General features: G+C 55.8%; 21 protein-coding genes and 1 pseudogene. 12 read left to right on the top strand and 10 right to left on the bottom strand.

Annotation, left to right across the window (positions count from 1 at the left end):
• Positions 1–11 precede the first annotated feature (11 nt).
• The 5 genes and pseudogenes from G7090_RS13860 to G7090_RS13845 form a co-directional block, all read right to left on the bottom strand.
• Positions 12–830 (bottom strand): DUF3037 domain-containing protein, encoded by an 819-nt coding sequence (locus G7090_RS13860; protein ID WP_166182794.1) that lies wholly within the window; start codon positions 828–830, stop codon positions 12–14.
• A complete protein-coding gene (locus tag G7090_RS13855; RefSeq protein ID WP_166182793.1) occupies positions 827–1,567 on the bottom strand; it encodes a HipA family kinase in 741 nt (246 codons plus the stop codon). The genes G7090_RS13860 and G7090_RS13855 overlap by 4 nt, the downstream gene beginning before the upstream one ends.
• Before the next feature lie 100 nt (positions 1,568–1,667).
• The gene (locus G7090_RS13850) at positions 1,668–1,907 is read right to left on the bottom strand and encodes a DinI family protein (protein WP_166182792.1); all 240 of its coding nucleotides are present in this window, start codon (positions 1,905–1,907) and stop codon (positions 1,668–1,670) included.
• 261 nt (positions 1,908–2,168) lie between these two features.
• A pseudogene (locus G7090_RS23790) lies at positions 2,169–2,264 on the bottom strand (hypothetical protein); the annotation flags it as partial.
• Positions 2,261–2,827: a hydrolase gene (locus G7090_RS13845; RefSeq protein WP_166182791.1), complete on the bottom strand. Its 567-nt coding sequence runs from the start codon at positions 2,825–2,827 to the stop codon at positions 2,261–2,263. The pseudogene G7090_RS23790 and the gene G7090_RS13845, both read right to left, overlap by 4 nt.
• A 240-nt stretch (positions 2,828–3,067) precedes the next feature.
• On the opposite strand from G7090_RS13845, the gene aspS reads away from it, so the two are divergent.
• The 6 genes from aspS (at position 3,068) to ruvB (ending at position 8,322) form a co-directional block, all read left to right on the top strand.
• Entirely contained in the window at positions 3,068–4,840 is a 1,773-nt protein-coding gene (gene aspS / locus G7090_RS13840) for an aspartate--tRNA ligase (protein WP_166182790.1), read from the top strand.
• A 1-nt stretch (position 4,841) separates the two neighbouring features.
• Positions 4,842–5,285, top strand: coding sequence for a dihydroneopterin triphosphate diphosphatase (gene nudB / locus G7090_RS13835; protein ID WP_106993331.1), 444 nt, complete (start codon positions 4,842–4,844; stop codon positions 5,283–5,285).
• Between the two features lie 27 nt (positions 5,286–5,312).
• Positions 5,313–6,053: a YebC/PmpR family DNA-binding transcriptional regulator gene (locus tag G7090_RS13830; RefSeq protein ID WP_106993330.1), complete on the top strand. Its 741-nt coding sequence runs from the start codon at positions 5,313–5,315 to the stop codon at positions 6,051–6,053.
• A gap of 34 nt (positions 6,054–6,087) precedes the next feature.
• Positions 6,088–6,609, top strand: a complete 522-nt coding sequence (gene ruvC, locus G7090_RS13825) for a crossover junction endodeoxyribonuclease RuvC (RefSeq protein WP_106993329.1) — start codon at positions 6,088–6,090, stop codon at positions 6,607–6,609.
• Between the two features lie 82 nt (positions 6,610–6,691).
• On the top strand, positions 6,692–7,303 hold the full coding sequence (gene ruvA / locus G7090_RS13820; RefSeq protein ID WP_106993328.1) for a Holliday junction branch migration protein RuvA: 612 nt from the start codon (positions 6,692–6,694) through the stop codon (positions 7,301–7,303).
• Between the two features lie 8 nt (positions 7,304–7,311).
• On the top strand, positions 7,312–8,322 hold the full coding sequence (gene ruvB / locus G7090_RS13815) for a Holliday junction branch migration DNA helicase RuvB (RefSeq protein ID WP_166182789.1): 1,011 nt from the start codon (positions 7,312–7,314) through the stop codon (positions 8,320–8,322).
• Positions 8,323–8,363: 41 nt separating this feature from the next.
• Here ruvB and znuB read toward each other — a convergent pair whose 3' ends face one another.
• Positions 8,364–9,149 (bottom strand): zinc ABC transporter permease subunit ZnuB, encoded by a 786-nt coding sequence (gene znuB / locus G7090_RS13810; protein WP_106993326.1) that lies wholly within the window; start codon positions 9,147–9,149, stop codon positions 8,364–8,366.
• Positions 9,146–9,901: a zinc ABC transporter ATP-binding protein ZnuC gene (gene znuC, locus G7090_RS13805; protein ID WP_166182788.1), complete on the bottom strand. Its 756-nt coding sequence runs from the start codon at positions 9,899–9,901 to the stop codon at positions 9,146–9,148. The genes znuB and znuC overlap by 4 nt, the downstream gene beginning before the upstream one ends.
• A gap of 78 nt (positions 9,902–9,979) precedes the next feature.
• Here znuC and znuA point away from each other — a divergent pair, with 78 nt between their 5' ends.
• The 3 genes from znuA to lpxM all read left to right on the top strand — a co-directional run bounded on the left by znuA (position 9,980) and on the right by lpxM (position 13,350).
• Positions 9,980–10,924, top strand: a complete 945-nt coding sequence (gene znuA / locus G7090_RS13800; protein WP_166182787.1) for a zinc ABC transporter substrate-binding protein ZnuA — start codon at positions 9,980–9,982, stop codon at positions 10,922–10,924.
• A 15-nt stretch (positions 10,925–10,939) separates the two neighbouring features.
• Entirely contained in the window at positions 10,940–12,262 is a 1,323-nt protein-coding gene (gene mepM, locus G7090_RS13795; RefSeq protein ID WP_166182786.1) for a murein DD-endopeptidase MepM, read from the top strand.
• A 116-nt stretch (positions 12,263–12,378) separates the two neighbouring features.
• The gene (gene lpxM, locus G7090_RS13790) at positions 12,379–13,350 is read left to right on the top strand and encodes a lauroyl-Kdo(2)-lipid IV(A) myristoyltransferase (RefSeq protein WP_166182785.1); all 972 of its coding nucleotides are present in this window, start codon (positions 12,379–12,381) and stop codon (positions 13,348–13,350) included.
• A 92-nt stretch (positions 13,351–13,442) separates the two neighbouring features.
• On the opposite strand, the gene pyk is transcribed toward lpxM, so the two are convergent.
• Positions 13,443–14,885 carry a pyruvate kinase gene (gene pyk / locus G7090_RS13785; protein WP_106993322.1) on the bottom strand — a complete coding sequence of 481 codons (1,443 nt, stop codon included), beginning with the start codon at positions 14,883–14,885 and terminating at the stop codon, positions 13,443–13,445.
• A 123-nt stretch (positions 14,886–15,008) separates the two neighbouring features.
• Positions 15,009–15,914 carry a MurR/RpiR family transcriptional regulator gene (locus G7090_RS13780; protein ID WP_106993321.1) on the bottom strand — a complete coding sequence of 302 codons (906 nt, stop codon included), beginning with the start codon at positions 15,912–15,914 and terminating at the stop codon, positions 15,009–15,011.
• A gap of 322 nt (positions 15,915–16,236) precedes the next feature.
• Here G7090_RS13780 and zwf point away from each other — a divergent pair, with 322 nt between their 5' ends.
• The 3 genes from zwf (at position 16,237) to G7090_RS13765 (ending at position 20,438) form a co-directional block, all read left to right on the top strand.
• The gene (zwf, locus tag G7090_RS13775; protein WP_106993320.1) at positions 16,237–17,712 is read left to right on the top strand and encodes a glucose-6-phosphate dehydrogenase; all 1,476 of its coding nucleotides are present in this window, start codon (positions 16,237–16,239) and stop codon (positions 17,710–17,712) included.
• A 233-nt stretch (positions 17,713–17,945) separates the two neighbouring features.
• On the top strand, positions 17,946–19,757 hold the full coding sequence (edd, locus tag G7090_RS13770; RefSeq protein ID WP_166182784.1) for a phosphogluconate dehydratase: 1,812 nt from the start codon (positions 17,946–17,948) through the stop codon (positions 19,755–19,757).
• Between the two features lie 39 nt (positions 19,758–19,796).
• A complete protein-coding gene (locus G7090_RS13765) occupies positions 19,797–20,438 on the top strand; it encodes a bifunctional 4-hydroxy-2-oxoglutarate aldolase/2-dehydro-3-deoxy-phosphogluconate aldolase (RefSeq protein ID WP_106993318.1) in 642 nt (213 codons plus the stop codon).
• Positions 20,439–20,516: 78 nt separating this feature from the next.
• On the opposite strand, the gene purT is transcribed toward G7090_RS13765, so the two are convergent.
• Positions 20,517–21,695: a formate-dependent phosphoribosylglycinamide formyltransferase gene (gene purT / locus G7090_RS13760; protein WP_106993317.1), complete on the bottom strand. Its 1,179-nt coding sequence runs from the start codon at positions 21,693–21,695 to the stop codon at positions 20,517–20,519.
• Between the last annotated feature and the right edge of the window lie 24 nt (positions 21,696–21,719).

Here is a 21,719-nt window from a genome sequence, read left to right as displayed (position 1 = left end):
GGCCGGGTCGACTAGATGGATGCTTTCGCAAACTCGATGATAGATTTTTCATCGTTGTGACTAAAGTGAGCGAGGTTATTGCGATCAAATGTTCGCCTAATCTCATCCATTGCCTTTACTTCTGACGTGTTGGGATTTTTATGACCGTCAATAGTAAAAAGAACGTTAGCTAGATTTAGTAACTGCTCATCAGCCGCTCTCTTAACTTTTGATACCCATGAGTCACAGTGCTCCATCATCTTACCGGGCTCCTGTTGTACAAACGCCAAGGGTTTGATAGCACAAAGTACTTCATCCTCTTGCTTAGCAACAAACGGCATTGAAAATCTAATCAAGTCTCCGCCAAATGTTTCCTTGCGGAAAATATTCTGCAGTTCTGCATAAGAATTCAAACGCCCTTTTAGCTCTCTGGTAAGGATCTCTTCTCTACGTTCTTTGTTGTAATCTGTATGGTTAACAAATTTTGCATACAAGCGCTGTAACTCTTGCTCGGGGCTTTCAGCAAGAACGACACGTGTTGAACTGAAGTGGAAAATTGACTCCCGTCTCGCAGTCAAATAGCTGAAAAAATTTGCTACGTCATCGGCTGTTTTAACGTGTTTCGTCTGCTCTTGAGCAAAGGCCAGCTCCCTAGCAACAGCATCTTTGGCCAATGGGAAGATGGTGTCGTCTTTGAAGAAAGATGTAACCCTGGCATCATTGCTTTGAGTTAGTCGAAAGAGAAGTATGTGTTTTTGTGGCGCACAGACGACTACGCCTATGTTTGCAAACTCTTCAGTTTCAGCAAACGGCGCATATCTTACAATGCTGTATAGACATGGCGTAGTCATGTGATTTTACTCCAAAATAAATCCGTATCGTTACGGTTCAATAGCTTTTCAATCCGACCAAAACACTCTTCACGCTCATCTTGAGTCTCAGGCAGCCATTCATCAGGGATGCATTCCACACATAAAGGTAGGATTCCTTTAGTACGGGTAAGTTCATCTTCAGACTGGGGTCTGTCTACAATGTCGAACAACCACTTGCGATGACGCGGTGCATACACATGATAGTCAAAGGCATCATCGGTATCATTTTGGTCAAAGGCAAGATTGTGATCAATCAGGTAAAATCTATTGTTACGGTAATCGAAAATAATATTAACGTTACCACCTTGAGGTGATAGGGTTCGATCTGAGTTATTTATCCATCTATCAAAGAGATAGATTTTCTTCTGTTCCTGCTCGGCAACATTAGTATGAGCCTGGGTAAAAGTTATAGGTGCCACGCCTGGGATAAATTTTGTTGCGAATGCGTACCCCTCATTTAAGGCATTTCGCCATTGAGGCACATACTGGGTTAATGCTCTGTCTACGTATGCCATGCCAAAATCAGGTAATGAAAGCCCCAATTCCAGGCCAATGTGAGCTGAAACCCATTCTGCAATAAGCTGCACCCGAGGAACGCTAGGCATGCCCTTTACAACATAAAGCTCGCCATCGTCACATTTACAGAGGAACGGCTCAGTTGCACAGTCAGGTATCCGTCTAATAATTTCAGTAACGCGCAATGGTTCGATGGACATGGAATTGACGAATATCCTTTTCTTTTGGCATTTTGATGACGGATATTAGTCGAAAACCTCTATCGTGATAACCTGGAGTTTTATCAGGGTTTTCGAGGTTTTATTCTTCAACAAGCCACATATCCGCCTCTTCAAACATTTCTTCAAGCATACGATTCAGCTTTTCCCGATCACTTTTGCTGGCATCGCTGTTTAAGCCGTTCGCCTGCATCGGCTTAACCTTCACCTCTGCAGCGGGAAAGATCCGGTGCACCCGCTTTGTTAGCTCATTTAGAATTATTTCTCTGGCACCTGTTAATCCTTCTACATTCCGTTTGTCGTACACCAACTCAACGAACATAACTCCTCCAAAACAACAATAATTTACTAAACAATTTATACTGTTTATCCATACAGTGTCAACGGTGGGGAGCGCGGCTTTTTGAGGGGGGTTTTTGGGGCAGGGATGGGGCATAAATGCCAGTTTTGGGGCATGGTTGGGACATTTTAGCTCATACGAACTTTACCGAATTTCATATGATAGCTGTTTATAATGCATTGATTAAGCTAAAGAAAACACATGCTCTTGGGCGTTCTTTAGTGATTTGAAAAATTACCGCGTCACGCAGTTAAAGTGGCGAGCGTACTCCTCAAGACCGGTAATGCCCAGTCGCACCCATTTCGGGTGCGACCATTGGGGTAACCCCAGATAGATCATAGTGCGTTGATAATCTCTTCAGTGCTGCGCACCCGGGAAATGCGCGGGAAAATATGTGTCATACTGGCCTGGTGCTGCTCGGTGGTGGCCGTGCTGCAGGCATCTTCGGCGATCACCAGATTAAAACCCAGCTCCCAGGCGTTGCGCGCGGTGGACTCTACGCCAATGTTGGTGGCGATCCCGCACAGAATTATAGTGTCGATCCCGCGACGGCGCAGCTGTAACTCCAGATCGGTGCCGTAGAAGGCGCCCCACTGGCGTTTGGTCACTTCAATATCGCTGTCCTGCTTGCCGAGTGACAGCGGATAGTCCCACCAGTTGTCCGGCAGGGCGTGAGCCGCGCCCTGGGCATCGACAGGCTGCTTCAGCGCCTCGGCAAAGTCAGCGGACCAGCCTACGCGGACCATCACTACCGGGGAACCGTTGGCGCGGCATTTTTCTGCCAGACGGGCGCTGCGGCTGACCACCTCCTGTGCCGTATGCGGGCCACCGGCAAAGGGCAGGATCCCTTCCTGTAAATCAATGACTACCAGGGCGGTTTTAGCGGCGTCGAATGTCAACATGGTTTTTCCTGTTAAATAGTTAGCGTGGTGAATACCTTACGCTGCTATGGCGTGTTCCGGGCCTGATATTTTTGTTAATTTTTGTGAGAATATGCAAGATGCGAGCAGCAATCGCGCGTCTGGCGCGCTTCTCTCTTATCGTCTGGCGGAATTTCCAGTATAATAGCCGCCTTTTTTCATCCAGTTTGAAATACAAAAAGCTGCGACCTTGTAGCCTGCGGCTAAGTTAAGGGATATCTCATGCGTACAGAATATTGCGGGCAGCTGCGTCAGTCCCACGTCGGACAGCAGGTGACCCTGTGTGGTTGGGTTAACCGTCGTCGTGATCTTGGCAGCCTTATCTTTATCGATATGCGCGACCGCGAAGGCATCGTGCAGGTATTTTTCGATCCAGATCGTGCCGACGCGTTAAAGCTGGCCTCTGAGCTGCGTAATGAGTTCTGCATCCAGGTGACCGGCACCGTGCGTGCGCGTGACGACAAGAACATCAATAGCGACATGGCGACCGGCGAAATTGAAGTGCTGGCGACCGATCTGACCATTATCAACCGTTCAGAATCACTGCCGCTGGATTTCAACCACGTCAATACCGAAGAAGCGCGTCTGAAATTCCGCTACCTCGACCTGCGTCGCCCTGAAATGGCCGATCGCCTGAAAACCCGTGCTAAAATCACCAGCCTGGTGCGCCGCTTTATGGACGATCACGGTTTCCTCGATATCGAAACCCCGATGCTGACCAAAGCGACCCCGGAAGGCGCGCGTGACTACCTCGTGCCATCCCGTGTACATAAAGGCAAATTCTACGCGCTGCCACAGTCTCCTCAGCTGTTCAAACAGCTGCTGATGATGTCCGGCTTCGACCGTTACTATCAGATCGTTAAATGCTTCCGCGACGAAGATCTGCGTGCTGACCGTCAGCCTGAATTTACCCAGATCGACGTCGAGACCTCCTTCATGACCGCCGAGCAGGTGCGTGAAGTGATGGAAGCGCTGGTACGCAGCCTGTGGCTGGACGTGAAGGGTGTGGATCTGGGCGACTTCCCGATCATGACCTTCGCCGAAGCCGAGCGTCGCTACGGTTCCGACAAACCAGACCTGCGTAACCCGATGGAGCTGGTGGACGTTGCCGACCTGGTGAAAGAGGTTGAGTTCGCGGTCTTCTCCGGCCCGGCTAACGATGCGAAAGGCCGCGTGGCTGCCCTGCGTGTACCGGGTGGCGCGAGCTTAAGCCGTAAGCAGATTGACGACTACGGCAACTTCATCAAGATTTATGGCGCGAAAGGCCTGGCTTACATCAAAGTCACCGAGCGCGCGAAAGGCATCGAAGGCATCACCAGCCCGGTGGCCAAATTCCTCAATGCTGAGATCGTTGAATCCATTCTGGCGCGTACTGAAGCCCAGGACGGTGACATGATCTTCTTCGGCGCGGACAACAAGAAAGTGGTGGCCGACTCCATGGGCGCGCTGCGTCTGAAGCTGGGTAAAGATCTGAACCTGACCGACGAAGCCAAATGGGCGCCGCTGTGGGTTATCGACTTCCCAATGTTTGAAGACGACGGCGAAGGCGGCCTGACCGCAATGCACCACCCGTTCACCTCGGCAAAAGAGATGAGCGCGGCAGAGCTGAAAGCGGCACCGGAAGATGCGGTGGCGAACGCCTACGACATGGTTATCAACGGCTACGAAGTGGGCGGCGGTTCCGTGCGTATTCACAGCATGGAAATGCAGCAGACGGTGTTCGGTATTCTGGGTATCAATGAACAGGAACAGCGCGAGAAGTTCGGCTTCCTGCTGGATGCCCTGAAGTACGGTACCCCACCGCATGCAGGTCTGGCCTTTGGTCTGGATCGCCTGACCATGCTGCTGACCGGCACCGACAACATCCGTGACGTTATCGCCTTCCCGAAAACCACCGCCGCTGCCTGTCTGATGACCGAAGCGCCAAGCTTTGCTAACCCAACCTCCCTGAGCGAGCTGGGTATCGAAGTGGTGAAAAAGGAAGAGAAAAACTGATATGACATATAAGCTTCCCGTTTCTGTCTTAGTTGTCATTTATGCCCAGGACACGAAGCGGGTGCTGATGTTGCAGCGGCGCGACGATCCCGCGTTCTGGCAGTCGGTTACCGGCAGCCTGGAAGAGGGTGAAACCGCGCTGCAGGCCGCCGCGCGCGAAGTAAAGGAAGAGGTCACCATTGATGTTGCTCGCGAGCAACTGACCCTGAAGGACTGTCAGCGCACGGTGGATTTTGAAATTTTTAGCCATTTACGTCATCGCTACGCGCCGGGGACTGAACGCAATACGGAATCCTGGTTCTGCCTTGCGCTTCCTCACGAGCGGGAGATCGTGTTCACCGAACACCTGACCTACCGCTGGGTTAACGCGGCCGAGGCCGCAACCTTAACCAAGTCGTGGAGCAACCGGCAGGCGATTGAAGAATTTGTAATTAACGCCGCCTGAGAGGGCGCGCTTTTTGGAGAACTTTTTATGGCAGGTCATAGTAAGTGGGCCAACACCAAACACCGCAAAGCGGCACAGGATGCCAAACGCGGTAAGATCTTTACCAAAATCATTCGTGAGCTGGTGACGGCTGCCCGTCTGGGCGGCGGCGATGCGGCCTCCAACCCACGTCTGCGTGCGGCGATCGATAAAGCGCTGAGCAACAACATGACGCGTGACACCCTGAACCGTGCTATCGCCCGTGGCGTAGGCGGCGACGATGACGCGAACATGGAAACCATCATTTATGAAGGTTACGGCCCAGGCGGCACCGCGGTGATGATCGAGTGCCTGTCCGACAACCGTAACCGTACCGTTGCCGAAGTGCGTCACGCCTTCACCAAAACCGGTGGCAACCTGGGTACCGACGGTTCCGTAGCCTACCTGTTCAGCAAAAAAGGCGTGATCTCCTTCGAGAAAGGCGACGAAGACGCGATCATGGAAGCGGCGCTGGAAGCGGGTGCTGAAGACGTGGTGACCTATGACGACGGCGCGATTGATGTCTATACCGCATGGGAAGAGATGGGCGCGGTGCGTGATGCTCTGGAAGCAGCAGGCCTGAAAGCCGACGCGGCTGAAGTCACCATGATCCCGTCCACCAAAGCGGACATGGATGCGGAAACCGCACCGAAACTGCTGCGTCTGATCGACATGCTCGAAGATTGCGACGATGTGCAGGAAGTTTACCACAACGGTGAAATCTCCGACGAGGTTGCGGCGACGCTGTAATGGCTGAGCTCAAACCGACAACCGGAGAGGCGTGATGGCAATTATCCTCGGCATTGACCCGGGCTCACGCATCACCGGTTATGGCGTTATTCGCCAGGTCGGGCGTCAGTTGACCTACCTGGGCAGCGGCTGTATCCGTACCAAAGTAGAGGATCTGCCGTCACGCCTGAAGCTTATCTACGCAGGCGTGACGGAGATCATCACCCAGTTCCAGCCGGACTTTTTCGCCATCGAACAGGTGTTTATGGCGAAGAATGCCGACTCGGCGCTGAAGCTCGGTCAGGCCCGCGGCGTGGCGATTGTCGCGGCGATGAATCAGGATCTGCCGGTATTCGAATACGCCGCGCGACAGGTTAAGCAAACCGTGGTGGGAAATGGCGGGGCAGATAAAAGCCAGGTGCAGCACATGGTGCGTACCTTGCTGAAGTTGCCGGCCAATCCGCAGGCGGATGCCGCCGATGCGCTGGCCATCGCGATAACCCACTGCCACGTTACCCAGAACGCGATGCAAATAAGCGAATCGCGGCTCAATCTGGCGCGGGGTCGATTACGCTAAATGAAAAATCAGGCTGGATGTTTATCCAGCCTTTTTTTATGATGGCAGCGGTAAATTTTAGTTCTTAACGCAGGAGCGTCACGTGATAGGCAGACTCAGAGGCATCATCCTCGAAAAACAACCCCCGATAGTGCTGCTTGAGACCGGAGGCGTGGGCTATGAAGTGCATATGCCGATGACCTGTTTCTACGAACTGCCGGAAGTGGGACAAGAAGCGATCATTTTTACCCACTTTATCGTTCGTGAAGATGCTCAGCTGCTGTTTGGCTTTAATAACAAACAGGAACGAACGCTGTTTAAAGAGCTGATTAAGACCAACGGCGTCGGTCCAAAACTGGCGCTGGCGATCCTCTCCGGGATGTCGGCGCAGCAGTTCGTGAATGCCGTTGAGCGTGAAGAGCTGGCGGCGTTGGTGAAACTCCCTGGCATCGGCAAGAAAACGGCCGAGCGCCTGATTGTCGAGATGAAAGACCGCTTTAAAGGCCTGCACGGCGATCTGTTTACGCCAGCAGCCGATCTGGTCCTGACTTCCCCTGCCGGTCCGACTGACGATGATGCGGAGCAGGAAGCGGTTGCCGCGCTGGTGGCGCTGGGCTATAAACCTCAGGAAGCGAGCCGGATGGTCAGCAAAATTGCGAAACCGGACGCCACCAGTGAAACCCTGATTCGTGAAGCGCTGCGCGCCGCATTGTGAGGTAAAGGATGATTGAAGCAGACCGTCTGGTCTCGGCAGGCAACGTTCAGGCAGAAGATCTGGTGGACCGTGCGATCCGCCCGAAGCTGCTGGATGAGTATATTGGCCAGCCGCAGGTGCGCTCGCAGATGGAGATCTTTATCCAGGCAGCAAAACTTCGCGGTGACGCCCTCGATCACCTGCTGATTTTCGGCCCACCAGGGCTGGGGAAAACCACCCTCGCCAATATTGTCGCCAATGAGATGGGCGTCAATCTGCGCACCACTTCTGGCCCGGTGCTGGAAAAGGCCGGCGATCTGGCGGCGATGCTGACCAACCTCGAACCCCACGATGTGCTGTTTATCGATGAGATCCACCGTCTTTCACCGGTGGTGGAAGAGGTGCTCTATCCGGCGATGGAAGACTACCAGCTGGATATCATGATTGGCGAAGGCCCGGCCGCGCGCTCGATTAAGATCGATCTGCCGCCGTTTACCCTGATTGGCGCGACCACCCGCGCGGGCTCGTTAACCTCGCCGCTGCGCGATCGTTTTGGCATCGTCCAGCGTCTGGAGTTTTATCAGGTGCCCGATCTCCAGCACATCGTCAGCCGTAGCGCGCGCTATATGGGGCTGGAGATGAGCGAGGAGGGGGCCTTTGAAGTGGCGAAGCGTTCTCGCGGTACGCCGCGTATCGCCAACCGTCTCCTGCGCAGGGTGCGCGATTTTGCCGAAGTGAAGCACGACGGCACTATTTCGCTGGATATCGCCGCCCAGGCGCTGGATATGTTAAATGTGGATGCCGAAGGCTTTGACTATATGGACCGCAAGCTGCTGCTGGCGGTGCTGGACAAGTTCTTTGGCGGGCCGGTGGGGCTGGATAACCTGGCGGCAGCCATTGGTGAAGAGCGGGAAACTATTGAAGATGTGCTGGAGCCGTACCTGATCCAGCAGGGCTTTTTGCAGCGTACGCCACGCGGGCGCATGGCGACGGTGCGGACCTGGGATCACTTCGGTATTACGCCGCCGGAGATGCCGTAAATTTATAGGCCCGGTAAGCGTAGCGCCACCGGGCAACGCCATCAGCTGGCAGGCTTCTTCATCATGCTGAGGATAAACAGCGCAGCCGCACACAGCACCACCGACGGTCCGGCAGGGGTGTCGTAAAACGCCGAGAAGGTTAACCCTCCGGTTACCGCAATCATTCCCACGCCTACGGCCACGCCGGCCATCTGCTCCGGCGTGCGGGCAAAACGGCGCGCGGTGGCGGCAGGAATAATCAGCAGCGACGTAATAATTAACGCCCCGACAAACTTCATCGCCACGCCAATGGTCAGCGCGGTCACCAGCATCAGCAGCAGCTTGACGCGCTGCAGCTTCACGCCATCCACAAAGGCTAAATCCGGGCTGATAGTCATCGCCAGCAGGTTTCGCCACTGCCACAGCAGGATAGTCAGCACGATCACCACCCCGATGGCGATGGCGATCAGATCGTCCGGCGTTACCGCCAGCAGGTCGCCAAACAGATAGGCCATCAGATCTACGCGGATGTTGGACATCAGGCTGACCACCACCAGACCCAGGGAGAGGGCACTGTGCGCCATGATCCCGAGCAGCGTATCCACCGCCAGGTGCGGGCGCTTTTCCAGCCACACCAGACCGGCGGCCAGCAGCAGCGTCACCACAATCACCGCATAGAATGGATTGACATCCAGCAGTAAGCCAAATGCTACCCCCAGCAGGGAGGCGTGGGCGAGGGTATCGCCAAAGTAGGACATCCGGCGCCAGACGACAAACGAGCCCAGTGGACCCGCCGCGCAGGCGAGCATCATCCCGGCCAGCCAGCCGGGCAATAAGAGTTCAATCATGAGTTACCGTTTCCCCGGCGCAGGACAATGCGGCCCTGCAAATCATGGCGGTGGTTGTGATGGTGGCGATAAATGCCCAGCTGTTCGGCGCCGCGAGGGCCAAACATCGAGATAAACTCAGGGTGCATGGAGACCACTTCCGGTGTGCCAGAGCAGCAGATGTGATGGTTGAGACAGAGCACTTCGTCCGTTTTCGCCATCACCAGATGCAGGTCGTGCGACACCATCAGCACGGCGCAGTCCAGCTCTTTACGCAGCTGATCGATCAGGTCATACAGCGCCACCTGACCGTTGACGTCCACACCCTGGGTCGGCTCATCGAGCACCAGTAGCTGCGGCCTGTTCAGCAGGGCGCGGGCCAGCAGCACGCGCTGAGTCTCGCCGCCGGAGAGCTTTTGCAGAGGCGCTTCGATCAGATGCCCGGCCTGCACGCGCTTGAGCGCCGGAAGAATGTCCTCTTTACGCGTGTCGGGACGCAGACGCAGGAAACGGCTGACCGTTAACGGGAGAGTGGCGTCCAGATGCAGCTTCTGCGGCACATAGCCGATGCGCAGCTGCCGGTCACGCTTGATAAGGCCGCCGTCGGGTGCTACCAGGCCCAGCACCACGCGCACCAGCGTTGATTTACCCGCGCCGTTTGGACCGAGTAGCGTCAGAATTTTGCCGGGCTTCAAATCCAGCGAAACGTCAGAGAGGACGCGGCGCTGACCGAATGAAACCGAAATGTTTTCGAGAGATACCAGATTCGTCATATCAATTTTATGCTTGCAGAAGTCATCGAATGTTATAATATCACATTCCACCCACTCATTACGATGAATAGTCGCATTATGTTACAGAAAAATACGCTTCTTTTCGCAGCATTATCCGCTGCCCTTTGGGGTTCAACAGCACAAGATGTTAACGCCGCCGTTGTCGCTTCGCTAAAGCCGCTCGGTTTTATCGCATCCGCTATCGCCGACGGAGTGACAGAAACCCAGGTATTACTGCCAGATGGCGCCTCAGAACATGACTATTCCCTGCGTCCTTCAGATGTAAAACGCTTACAAAACGCAGACTTAGTGGTCTGGATTGGTCCGGAGATGGAAGCCTTCATGCAGAAATCCGCCAATCAGTTGCCGGCAGCCAAACAGGTTAGCATCGCTAATCTTCCTGGTGTGAAACCGCTTCTCATGAAAGGGTCTGATGATGACGATCATGACCACGATCACGGGGCGGCCGAAGGCGAAAAAGGTGACGAGCATCACCATCACGGTGACTACAATATGCACCTCTGGCTTTCCCCTGAGATAGCGCGCCTTTCGGCGGTTGCAATCCACGAAAAATTAGTGGAACTTATGCCGCAAAGTCGAGCCAAACTTGACGCCAACCTGAAGGATTTTGAGGCACAACTTGCCGCAACCGACAAGCAGGTGGGTACCGAGCTCGCACCACTGAAAGGTAAAGGATATTTCGTTTTTCATGATGCCTATGGCTACTACGAAAAACACTACGGTCTCACGCCGCTTGGCCATTTCACCGTCAATCCAGAGATTCAACCCGGTGCGCAGCGTTTACATGAAATCAGAACACAGTTGGTTGAGCAGAAAGCGTCCTGCGTTTTTGCTGAGCCACAGTTCAGGCCAGCGGTCGTTGAAGCCGTGGCAAGGGGTACGTCCGTGCGTATGGGCACCCTTGACCCACTGGGAACCTCTATCCAGTTGAGCAAAGCGAGTTATTCGCAGTTTCTCAGCCAACTGGCGAACCAGTATGCGAGCTGCCTGAAAGGAGATTAACGAGGAAGTGAATACGTGCAACAGATAGCCCGCTCTGTCGCCCTGGCATTTAATAATCTGCCCCGGCCCCACCGCGTCATGCTGGGGTCGCTTACTGTTCTCACCTTAGCGGTCGCCGTCTGGCGGCCCTATGTTTATCACCCGAATTCCACGCCAGTTATCAAGACCATCGAACTGGAAAGAAACGAAATTCGCTCACTGTTACCCGAAGCCAGTGAACCTATCGACCAGGCCCCGCAGGAAGAAGAAGCTATTCCGCAGGATGAACTGGATGACAAAATCGCCCCTGAAAGTGGCGTCCATGAATATGTGGTTTCAACTGGCGATACCTTAAGCAGCGTGCTTAACCAGTACGGTATCGATATGGGTGAAATCAGCCGGCTTGCTGCCGCGGATAAAGATCTGCGTAACCTGAAAATTGGTCAGCAGCTCTCATGGACCCTGACCGACAGCGGCGATTTACAGCGCCTGACCTGGGAAGTCTCCCGTCGTGAAACCCGCACCTATGATCGTGCTGATAACGGTTTCAAGATGAGCAGTGAAATGCAGCAGGGCGACTGGGTTAATAGCGCCCTTAAAGGCACCTTAGGCGGCGGTAGCTTCGTTGCCAGTGCGCGTGATGCAGGGCTGACCAGCGGTGAAATCAGTTCGGTGATCAAAGCCATGCAGTGGCAGATGGACTTCCGTAAGCTGAAAAAAGGCGACGCCTGGTCGGTGCTGATGTCCCGCGAAATGCTGGACGGCAAGCGTGAGCAGAGCCAGCTGCTTGGGGTTCGTCTACGCTCTGACGGTAAAGATTACTATGCGATCCGTGCCGAAGACGGCAAATTCTACGATCGCAACGGTACCGGGCTGGCGAAAGGTTTCTTACGCTTCCCGACCTCGAAACAATTCCGTGTCTCGTCGAACTTCAACCCGCGCCGTCTGAACCCGGTCACCGGTCGCGTGGCCCCGCACCGTGGTGTGGATTTCGCCATGCCGCAGGGGACACCGGTTCTGGCGGTGGGTGATGGCGAAGTGGTCATGGCAAAACGCAGCGGTGCTGCAGGCTATTACGTTGCCGTGCGTCACGGGCGGACCTACACCACCCGCTATATGCACCTGCGTAAGATGCTGGTGAAGCCGGGCCAGAAGGTAAAACGTGGCGATCGCATTGCGCTGTCGGGCAACACCGGTCGTTCTACCGGCCCGCATCTGCACTATGAAGTATGGATCAACCAGCAGGCGGTCAACCCGTTAACGGCGAAGCTGCCGCGTACCGAGGGGCTGACCGGCAAAGACCGCAGCGACTATCTGGCGCAGGTCAAAGAGGTTATTCCGCAGCTCAGTATTGATTAATACTGCAGCGATAAAAGCCGGGGCGTTACTGCACCGGCTTTTTCTTTTGTGCCTTACGCATGGCCTCGCTAAACTAACGCATTACTCTTTTAAGTGTCACCCGCCCTGGAAAAAGCATGGAAACCCAAAAAAACAACAGCGAGTACATTCCTGAATTTGAGAAATCCTTCCGTCATCCGCGCTTCTGGGGCGCCTGGCTGGGTGTATATGCCTTTGCGGGTATTGCGATGCTTCCCGCCTCCGTGCGCGACCCGCTGCTCGGTAAAGTGGGCCGTCTGGCGGGCAAGCTGGGTAAAAGCGCCCGCCGTCGCGCACAGATAAATCTCTTCTACTGCTTCCCGGAGAAGAGCGAGGCGGAGCGTGAAGCCATCATCGATGAGATGTTTACCACCGCGCCGCAGGCGATGGCGATGATGGGCGAGCTGGCGATACGCGGGCCGGAAAAGGTCGCCAGTCGCGTTGACTGGAAAGGGCTGGAGATCATCGAGGAGATGCGTCGCAATGACGAAAAGGTGATCTTCCTGGTGCCACACGGCTGGGGCGTGGATATTCCGGCGATGCTGATGGCGTCGCAGGGGCAGAAAATGGCGGCTATGTTCCACAACCAGGGGAACAAGGTCTTCGATTATGTCTGGAACACGGTGCGTCGCCGCTTTGGCGGCCGCCTGCATGCGCGTAACGACGGCATCAAACCCTTTATCAAGTCCGTACGCCAGGGCTACTGGGGCTACTACCTCCCGGATCAGGATCACGGGCCGGAGCATAGCGAGTTTGTCGATTTCTTCGCCACCTATAAGGCGACGCTGCCCGCCATTGGCCGGTTGATGAAGGTATGCCAGGCGCGGGTGATCCCGTTATTCCCGATTTACGATGGCAAAACGCATCGTCTGACGATTGAAGTACGCCCGCCGATGGACGATCTGCTTACCGCCGACGACAACACCATTGCGCGCCGGATGAACCAGGAGGTGGAGATTCTGGTGGGGCCGCATGCGGAGCAATACACCTGGATCCTGAAACTACTGAAGACGCGCAAGCCGGGCGAGAAAGAGCCGTACAAGCGCAAAGAGCTCTATCCGAAGAAATAAAAATACCCCTCACCCTGACCCTCTCCCCAATGGGGAGAGGGAAAAGTCACGTAGGCCGGGTAAGCGCAGCGCCACCCGGCAAAACAGCCGACTTATTCGACGGTCATCACGCGGGTGGTGTTGGTTGAGCCGATGGTGCTCATCACATCGCCCTGGGTCACGATAACGATATCCCCGGAGACCAGATAGCCTTTGTCGCGCAGCAGGTTCACGGCGTCGTTCGCCGCGGCCACGCCGTCGCTGTTGCTGTCGAAGAACACCGGCGTCACGCCGCGATACAGCGCGGTCAGGTTCAGGGTGCGCTCATGACGAGACATAGCGAAGATCGGCAGACCGGAGCTGATACGCGAGGTCATCAGCGCGGTGCGGCCAGACTCGGTCATGGTGATGATCGCGGTCACGCCCTTCAGGTGGTTAGCGGCATACATCGCCGACATCGCAATGGCTTCTTCCACGTTGTCGAACTGAATGTCAAGACGGTGCTTGGAGACGTTGATGCTTGGGATCTTCTCAGCACCCAGGCAGACGCGCGCCATCGCGGCCACGGTTTCCGCCGGATACTGGCCGGCAGCGGTTTCGGCTGACAGCATTACCGCATCGGTACCGTCGAGCACGGCGTTGGCCACGTCCATCACTTCCGCACGGGTCGGCATTGGGTTAGTGATCATCGACTCCATCATCTGGGTTGCAGTGATCACGGAGCGGTTAAGCTGACGGGCACGGCGGATCAGCGCCTTCTGGATCCCCACCAGTTCCGGGTCGCCAATCTCAACGCCCAGGTCACCACGGGCCACCATCACCACGTCAGAGGCGAGGATGATGTCATCCATTGCATCCTGGCTGCAGACCGCTTCAGCACGTTCCACTTTGGCGACGATTTTGGCATCGCAACCTGCGTCACGCGCCAGACGACGAGCGTAGTTCAGATCTTCGCCGCAGCGCGGGAAGGAGACGGCCAGGTAGTCCACGCCAATCTCAGCCGCGGTGAGAATATCGGCTTTGTCTTTTTCGGTCAGGGCTTCGGCAGAGAGACCGCCGCCCAGTTTGTTAATGCCTTTATTGTTGGAGAGCGGGCCGCCAACGGTCACTTCGGTGAACACCTTCATGCCCTGAACTTCCAGCACTTTCAGCTGAACGCGACCGTCGTCGAGCAGCAGGATATCGCCTGGCACCACGTCAGCAGGCAGGCCTTTATAGTCGATCCCCACTTTCTCTTTATCGCCTTCGCCTTTGCTCAGGTTGGCGTCGAGCAGGAACTTGTCACCGATATTGAGGAAAACTTTGCCTTCTTTGAAGGTCGATACGCGGATTTTGGGACCCTGCAGGTCACCGAGAATAGCTACATGACGTCCCAGTTTTGCCGCGATCTCACGGACCTTATCTGCACGTAATTTATGATCTTCCGGTGTGCCGTGAGAAAAGTTCATACGTACCACGTTGGCGCCTGCTGCGATGATTTTCTCGAGATTATTATCGCGGTCAGTAGCCGGGCCTAAGGTGGTAACGATCTTGGTTCTGCGAAGCCTTCTGGACATGTAATACTCCGTTGTCTGAAACAACCTGGTGTTGCGTGAACGATGATTCGGCACGTTGTCCGCCGTAATACCCACTGGCAACTTACCGAATGCCGAAAAAAGTAACAACTTTATCAGTGACGATCAGGGAACTTCACCCTTGATGAACAACTCTTTATCAAAACGCGATTCCTTAAGCGCTTCTTTGACACGCTTCAAGTTATCTCTGAATTTCGCCCCGCGGCGCAGGGTAAAGCCGGTGGCCAGCACGTCAATGACGGTCAGCTGCGCCAGACGCGACACCATCGGCATATAGATATCGGTGTCTTCCGGCACGTCGAGGGTGATCGCCAGCGTCGCTTCACGTGCCAGCGGCGTACCGGTGGTGGTGAGGGCAATCACCATGGCATCGTTTTCACGCGCCAGCTGGGCCAGTTCGACCAGACTCTTGGTGCGACCAGTATGCGATATCAGCACCACCACGTCATCTTCGTTACAATTCATACAGCTCATGCGTTGCAGCACGATGTCGTCGGAATAGATAACCGGGACATTAAAGCGAAAAAATTTATTCATTGCATCGTGAGCGACGGCGGCTGACGACCCGAGACCAAAGAAGGCGATCTTCTTGGCCTGAGTCAGCAGGTCGACGGCCCGATTAACCGATCCCATATCCAGCGACTGGCGGACCTGGTCCAGGGTAGCCATCGCCGATTCAAAGATTTTGCCGGTGTAGGCCTCCACGCTGTCGTCTTCATCGACATTGCGGTTTACATAGGGCGTGCCGTTAGCCAGACTTTGCGCCAGATGCAGTTTAAAATCGGGATAGCCACGCGTTTCCATGCTGCGACAGAAGCGGTTAACGGTCGGTTCGCTGACCCCCGACTCCTGGGCCAGAGTGGCGATGCTGGAATGAATGGCCTGAGCCGGGGCGGCGAGAATTACTTCAGCCACTTTTCGCTCGGATTTGCTAAGGTGTTCCAGTTGAAACTGGATTTTTTCCAGCATGTTCATTATTAACACGGCGCTCATCGGTGGAAACGATTTCATTAAGGGGTGAAATCGCGATTCGAATTAGCAAGAATATACCCCGGTGATGTGCTGAAAAGGGCAAACTCCGACAAAAATGTTGTTGTTTTTTTTCATTACTTGATCGCTGTCGGATTTTAGCAACGGCCTGGCAGAACAAAGTTTCACCCATTTGACCTTTATAACCCTGCGCGGGGCTATTGCCTGGCGAAATATCGCCGTATCGCACGCGAGGATAAGTGCAAATGGTTTCGGGAATGACATAAAAGCAGTAGAGTGCATGTAATAAAATTACAACGATATTCTGGCAAAAGCACCAGGGTATCCAACTGAGGAGAATGACATGGCGGTAACGCAAACAGCCCAGGCATGTGACCTGGTCATTTTCGGCGCGAAAGGCGATCTTGCACGCCGTAAATTGCTGCCTTCCCTGTATCAACTGGAAAAAGCGGGTCAAATCCACCCGGAGACGCGCATCCTGGGCGTGGGCCGTGCCGACTGGGATAAAGACGCGTATACCAAAGTGGTGCGCGAAGCGCTGGAAACTTTCATGAAGGAGAAGATCGATGAAAGTTTGTGGGATACGCTGAGTGGACGTCTCGATTTCTGCAACCTCGACGTGAACGACACCTCGGCCTTTTCTGAACTGGGCGCGATGCTCGATCAGAAAAATCGCGTCACCATCAACTATTTCGCTATGCCGCCAAGCACCTTTGGCGCCATCTGCAAAGGGCTCGGCGAAGCCAAACTGAACGCCAAGCCTGCACGTGTGGTAATGGAAAAACCGCTGGGTACCTCGCTGGCGACCTCCCGTGAGATTAACGACCAGGTCGGGGAATACTTCGAAGAGTGCCAGGTTTACCGTATCGACCACTACCTCGGTAAAGAGACGGTGCTGAACCTGCTGGCGCTGCGTTTCGCCAACTCCCTGTTTGTGAACAACTGGGATAACCGCACCATCGATCACGTGGAGATCACCGTGGCGGAAGAGGTGGGGATTGAAGGTCGCTGGGGTTACTTTGACCAGGCCGGTCAGATGCGCGACATGATCCAGAACCACCTGCTGCAAATCCTCTGCATGATCGCCATGGCACCGCCGTCAGATCTCTCCGCAGACAGCATTCGCGATGAGAAGGTCAAAGTGCTGAAGTCCCTGCGCCGCATCGATCGCTCCAACGTGCGTGAAAAAACGGTTCGCGGCCAGTACACCGCCGGTTTTGCCCAGGGTAAAAAAGTGCCTGGTTATCTGGAAGAAGAGGGTGCGAATAAAACCAGCAGTACCGAAACCTTCGTCGCCATCCGCGTGGATATCGATAACTGGCGCTGGGCGGGCGTGCCGTTCTACCTGCGTACCGGTAAGCGTCTGCCGGCCAAATGCTCTGAAGTGGTGGTCTACTTTAAGAACCCGGAACTGAACCTGTTCAAAGAGTCCTGGCAAGAGCTGCCGCAGAATAAACTGACCATTCGTCTGCAGCCGGACGAGGGCGTGGATATTCAGGTGCTGAACAAGGTGCCTGGCCTGGATCACAAGCACAACCTGCAGACCACCAAGCTGGATCTGAGCTACTCCGAAACCTTCAACCAGAACCATCTGGCTGATGCTTACGAACGTCTGCTGCTGGAAACCATGCGTGGCATCCAGGCGCTGTTTGTACGCCGTGACGAAGTGGAGGAGGCGTGGAAGTGGGTTGACTCCATCACCGAAGCCTGGGCTGCGGATCAGGATGCACCGAAACCGTATCAGGCGGGTACCTGGGGACCGGTTGCCTCTGTGGCAATGATCACTCGTGATGGCCGTTCCTGGAACGAGTTTGAGTAACCTGGCCGTTAATCCTTAGGGGTTATTTTACCGGTAACATGATCTGGCTCAGGCCAGTGCGCAATATTTAATCATTTAAGCTCCGGGTGGATTTCCACCCGGAGCTTTTTTTATTACACTGGCTGAAGCGATTTTGCCCCAGAGCTCCGGCAATCAAGCGTTTCAGCGATGTTATAGCCTGCTAAACACTTTGTTAATTCCAGAGCGCGGACAGATAAATGACAGGAGCTTCTATGAATTCGATTTTGTTACGGGTAACACAGCGCATTGTTGAGCGCTCGCAGAAGACCCGCTCAGCCTACCTCGCTCGCATTCAGCAGGCGAAGAGCGATACGGTCCATCGTTCGCAGCTGGCCTGCGGTAACCTGGCGCACGGCTTTGCCGCCTGCCAGCCAGAAGATAAAGCCTCGCTGAAAAGCATGCTGCGTAACAATATCGGCATCATCACCTCCTATAACGACATGCTCTCGGCGCACCAGCCGTACGAGACCTACCCGGGCATCATTCGTAAAGCGCTGCACCAGGCAAACGCCGTAGGGCAGGTGGCCGGTGGTGTGCCTGCGATGTGCGATGGCGTGACCCAGGGCCAGGACGGGATGGAACTCTCGCTGCTGAGCCGGGAAGTGATCGCCATGTCTGCCGCGGTGGGCCTGTCACATAACATGTTTGATGGCGCACTGTACCTCGGCGTGTGCGATAAGATCGTCCCGGGCCTGGCGATGGCAGCGCTGTCGTTTGGTCACCTGCCTGCGCTGTTCGTGCCGTCAGGCCCGATGGCCAGCGGCCTGGCCAATAAAGAAAAAGTGCGTATTCGCCAGCTGTATGCTGAAGGCAAAGTGGATCGTATGGCGCTGCTGGAGTCAGAAGCCGCGTCCTACCACGCGCCGGGCACCTGTACCTTCTACGGCACCGCCAACACCAACCAGATGGTGGTGGAATTTATGGGGATGCAGCTGCCGGGCTCGTCGTTTGTTCACCCGGATGCGCCCCTGCGCAAAGCGTTGACCGCCGCTGCGGCACGTCAGGTGACCCGCCTGACCGGGAACGGCAACGAGTGGATGCCGCTCGGTAAAATGGTCGACGAGAAAGTGGTGGTCAACGGTATCGTGGCCCTGCTGGCGACCGGCGGCTCCACCAACCACACCATGCACATGGTGGCGATGGCCCGTGCGGCTGGCATTCTGATCAACTGGGACGATTTCTCTGACCTGTCTGAAGTGGTGCCGCTGATGACCCGTCTCTACCCGAACGGCCCGGCGGACATTAACCACTTCCAGGCGGCGGGCGGCGTACCGGTGCTGATGCGTGAGCTGATGAAAGGCGGCCTGCTGCACGAAGACGTCAATACGGTGGCCGGTTTCGGCCTGCAGCGTTACACCCTCGAGCCATGGCTGAACGACGGCGAGCTGGACTGGCGTGAAGGGGCTCAGGCCTCGCTGGATGACAGCGTGATCGCCACCTTCGACAAACCCTTCTCTCACCACGGCGGCACCAAAGTGCTGAACGGCAACCTGGGACGGGCAGTCATGAAGACCTCTGCGGTGCCGGTGGAGAACCAGGTTATTGAAGCGCCGGCGGTGGTGTTCGAGAGTCAGCATGACGTGCTGCCCGCGTTTGAAGCCGGACTGCTGGACAAAGATTGCGTGGTTGTGGTCCGTCATCAGGGGCCAAAAGCGAACGGCATGCCAGAATTACATAAACTAATGCCGCCACTTGGTGTATTATTGGACCGCTGTTTCAAAATTGCGTTAGTAACCGATGGACGCCTCTCCGGCGCATCAGGTAAAGTGCCTTCTGCCATCCATGTCACCCCGGAAGCTTACGACGGTGGATTGCTGGCAAAAGTGTACGATGGCGATATCATCCGCGTTAACGGTCAGACCGGCGAGTTGACCTTACTGGTGGATGAGGCGGTCCTTGCCGCACGTAAGCCACATATTCCTGACCTGAGCGCTTCGCGCGTGGGCACGGGGCGCGAAATGTTCAGTGCGCTGCGCGAGAACCTCTCGGGCGCAGAGCAGGGCGCGACCTGTATTACGTTTTAAGACGACAAGAATTATCGATCTGGCGAGAGAAAAACTCTGATGAAAAACTGGAAGACAAGTGCAGAAGCAATCCTGAAAACTGGCCCGGTAGTGCCGGTGATCGTGGTTAACAAGCTGGAACACGCTGTGCCGATGGCGAAAGCGCTGGTTGCTGGTGGCGTTCGCGTCCTGGAAGTGACCCTGCGTACCGCCTGTGCAATGGATGCGATTCGCGCCATCGCCAAAGAAGTGCCGGAAGCCATCATTGGTGCAGGCACCGTGCTGAACCCACAGCAGCTGGCGGAAGTTACCGAAGCCGGTGCGCAGTTCGCCATCAGCCCGGGTCTGACCGAGCCGCTGTTGAAAGCGGCAACCGAAGGCTCCATTCCACTGATCCCGGGCATCAGCACCGTATCTGAACTGATGCTGGGTCTGGACTACGGTCTGAAAGAGTTCAAATTCTTCCCGGCGGAAGCCAACGGCGGCACCAAAGCGCTGCAGGCTATCGCAGGTCCGTTCGCCAATGTGCGTTTCTGCCCGACTGGCGGCATCTCTCCGGCGAACTACCGTGACTACCTGGCGCTGAAAAGCGTGCTGTGCATCGGTGGCTCCTGGCTGGTTCCGGCGGATGCGCTGGAAGCGGGCGACTGGGATCGCATCACTAAGCTGGCGCGCGAAGCGGTAGAAGGCGCGCAGCAGTAAGATGTTGTTTTGCCGGGTGGCGGCTCCGCCTTACCCGGCCTACGCCGATAATAAAACGGGCCATCAGGCCCGTTTTTTTTATCCTGCGACCTGCACGCTGGCGGCGGCCTGTTTCGCCCGCTCTACCGCCTCTTCCACGCTGTCACCCGTCGCCAGCGCCACGCCTAAGCGACGCGAACCTTCAATTTCTGGCTTACCAAATAGACGCAGCTGCAGGCCCGCGCCTACTGCTGCATCGACGTTATCAAAGGTGACGTTCTGGCTGGTCAGCTGGGGCAGGATCACCGCCGATGCCGCGGGACCATACTGACGCACGCCGCCGACCGGCAGGCCGAGGAAGGCGCGGACGTGCAGGGCAAACTCGGAGAGATCCTGCGAGATCAGGGTCACCATGCCGGTATCGTGCGGACGCGGGGAGACTTCGCTGAAGATCACCTCGTCGCCACAGACGAACAGCTCGACGCCAAACAGCCCATGGCCGCCCAGGGCCAGCACCACTTTGCGGGAGATCTCCTCGGCGCGTGCACGGGCCAGCGGGCTCATCTGCTGCGGCTGCCAGGATTCACGGTAGTCGCCATCTTCCTGACGATGGCCAATAGGATCGCAGAAGTGCACCCCATCAACGGCGCTGACGGTCAGGAGGGTGATCTCAAAATCAAACTGCACCACGCCCTCAACAATCACCCGTCCGGCACCGGCGCGGCCCCCCTGTTGGGCGTAATCCCAGGCCTGATCCAGCTGGTCGGCGCTGCGCACAAAGCTCTGTCCTTTGCCGGAGGAGCTCATCACCGGCTTAATGATGCACGGGTAGCCAATGTCGTTCACCGCCTGCAGAAAATCGCTCTTGCTGTCGGCAAAACGGTAGCGGGAAGTAGGCAGGGCCAGCTCTTCCGCCGCCAGGCGGCGAATGCCTTCCCGGTTCATGGTCAGCTTCGCGGCGCGGGCACAGGGCACCACGCGCTGGCCTTCGGCTTCCAGCGCCAGCAGGGTATCGGTGGCGATGGCTTCGATTTCCGGCACCACGAAGTGCGGTTTCTCTGCGGCAATCACGGCGCGCAGGGCTTCGCCATCCAGCATATTAATCACATGCGAGCGATGGGCGACGTGCATGGCCGGGGCATCGGCATAGCGGTCGACGGCGATTACTTCAATGCCTAAACGCTGGCACTCAATGGCCACCTCTTTGCCCAGTTCACCGGAGCCGAGCAACATTACGCGCGTCGCTGCCGGACGCAGCGCAGTACCTAAACGAGTCATAATCATCCCCCTGAAAAAGTTGCG

The sequence above is a fragment of the Leclercia sp. 29361 genome, assembly GCF_011290365.1.
Taxonomy (GTDB): Bacteria; Pseudomonadota; Gammaproteobacteria; order Enterobacterales; family Enterobacteriaceae; genus Enterobacter; species Enterobacter tamurae.
The sequence above is the reverse complement of the archived record's forward strand: the minus strand, read 5'-3'. Positions and strand labels throughout refer to the sequence as shown.

Excerpts from the sequence above, each read along its gene's own strand:
- G7090_RS13860 (WP_166182794.1), bottom strand. The coding sequence starts at position 830 with ATGACTACGCCATGTCTATACAGCATTGTAAGATATGCGCCGTTTGCT.
- G7090_RS13780 (WP_106993321.1), bottom strand. The coding sequence starts at position 15,914 with ATGAAATCGTTTCCACCGATGAGCGCCGTGTTAATAATGAACATGCTG.
- G7090_RS13855 (WP_166182793.1), bottom strand. The coding sequence starts at position 1,567 with ATGTCCATCGAACCATTGCGCGTTACTGAAATTATTAGACGGATACCT.
- ruvC (WP_106993329.1), top strand. The coding sequence starts at position 6,088 with ATGGCAATTATCCTCGGCATTGACCCGGGCTCACGCATCACCGGTTAT.
- ruvB (WP_166182789.1), top strand. The coding sequence starts at position 7,312 with ATGATTGAAGCAGACCGTCTGGTCTCGGCAGGCAACGTTCAGGCAGAA.
- edd (WP_166182784.1), top strand. The coding sequence starts at position 17,946 with ATGAATTCGATTTTGTTACGGGTAACACAGCGCATTGTTGAGCGCTCG.
- G7090_RS13845 (WP_166182791.1), bottom strand. The coding sequence starts at position 2,827 with ATGTTGACATTCGACGCCGCTAAAACCGCCCTGGTAGTCATTGATTTA.
- zwf (WP_106993320.1), top strand. The coding sequence starts at position 16,237 with ATGGCGGTAACGCAAACAGCCCAGGCATGTGACCTGGTCATTTTCGGC.
- aspS (WP_166182790.1), top strand. The coding sequence starts at position 3,068 with ATGCGTACAGAATATTGCGGGCAGCTGCGTCAGTCCCACGTCGGACAG.
- G7090_RS13850 (WP_166182792.1), bottom strand. The coding sequence starts at position 1,907 with ATGTTCGTTGAGTTGGTGTACGACAAACGGAATGTAGAAGGATTAACA.
- znuC (WP_166182788.1), bottom strand. The coding sequence starts at position 9,901 with ATGACGAATCTGGTATCTCTCGAAAACATTTCGGTTTCATTCGGTCAG.
- G7090_RS13765 (WP_106993318.1), top strand. The coding sequence starts at position 19,797 with ATGAAAAACTGGAAGACAAGTGCAGAAGCAATCCTGAAAACTGGCCCG.
- nudB (WP_106993331.1), top strand. The coding sequence starts at position 4,842 with ATGACATATAAGCTTCCCGTTTCTGTCTTAGTTGTCATTTATGCCCAG.
- purT (WP_106993317.1), bottom strand. The coding sequence starts at position 21,695 with ATGACTCGTTTAGGTACTGCGCTGCGTCCGGCAGCGACGCGCGTAATG.
- lpxM (WP_166182785.1), top strand. The coding sequence starts at position 12,379 with ATGGAAACCCAAAAAAACAACAGCGAGTACATTCCTGAATTTGAGAAA.
- G7090_RS13830 (WP_106993330.1), top strand. The coding sequence starts at position 5,313 with ATGGCAGGTCATAGTAAGTGGGCCAACACCAAACACCGCAAAGCGGCA.
- pyk (WP_106993322.1), bottom strand. The coding sequence starts at position 14,885 with ATGTCCAGAAGGCTTCGCAGAACCAAGATCGTTACCACCTTAGGCCCG.
- znuB (WP_106993326.1), bottom strand. The coding sequence starts at position 9,149 with ATGATTGAACTCTTATTGCCCGGCTGGCTGGCCGGGATGATGCTCGCC.
- znuA (WP_166182787.1), top strand. The coding sequence starts at position 9,980 with ATGTTACAGAAAAATACGCTTCTTTTCGCAGCATTATCCGCTGCCCTT.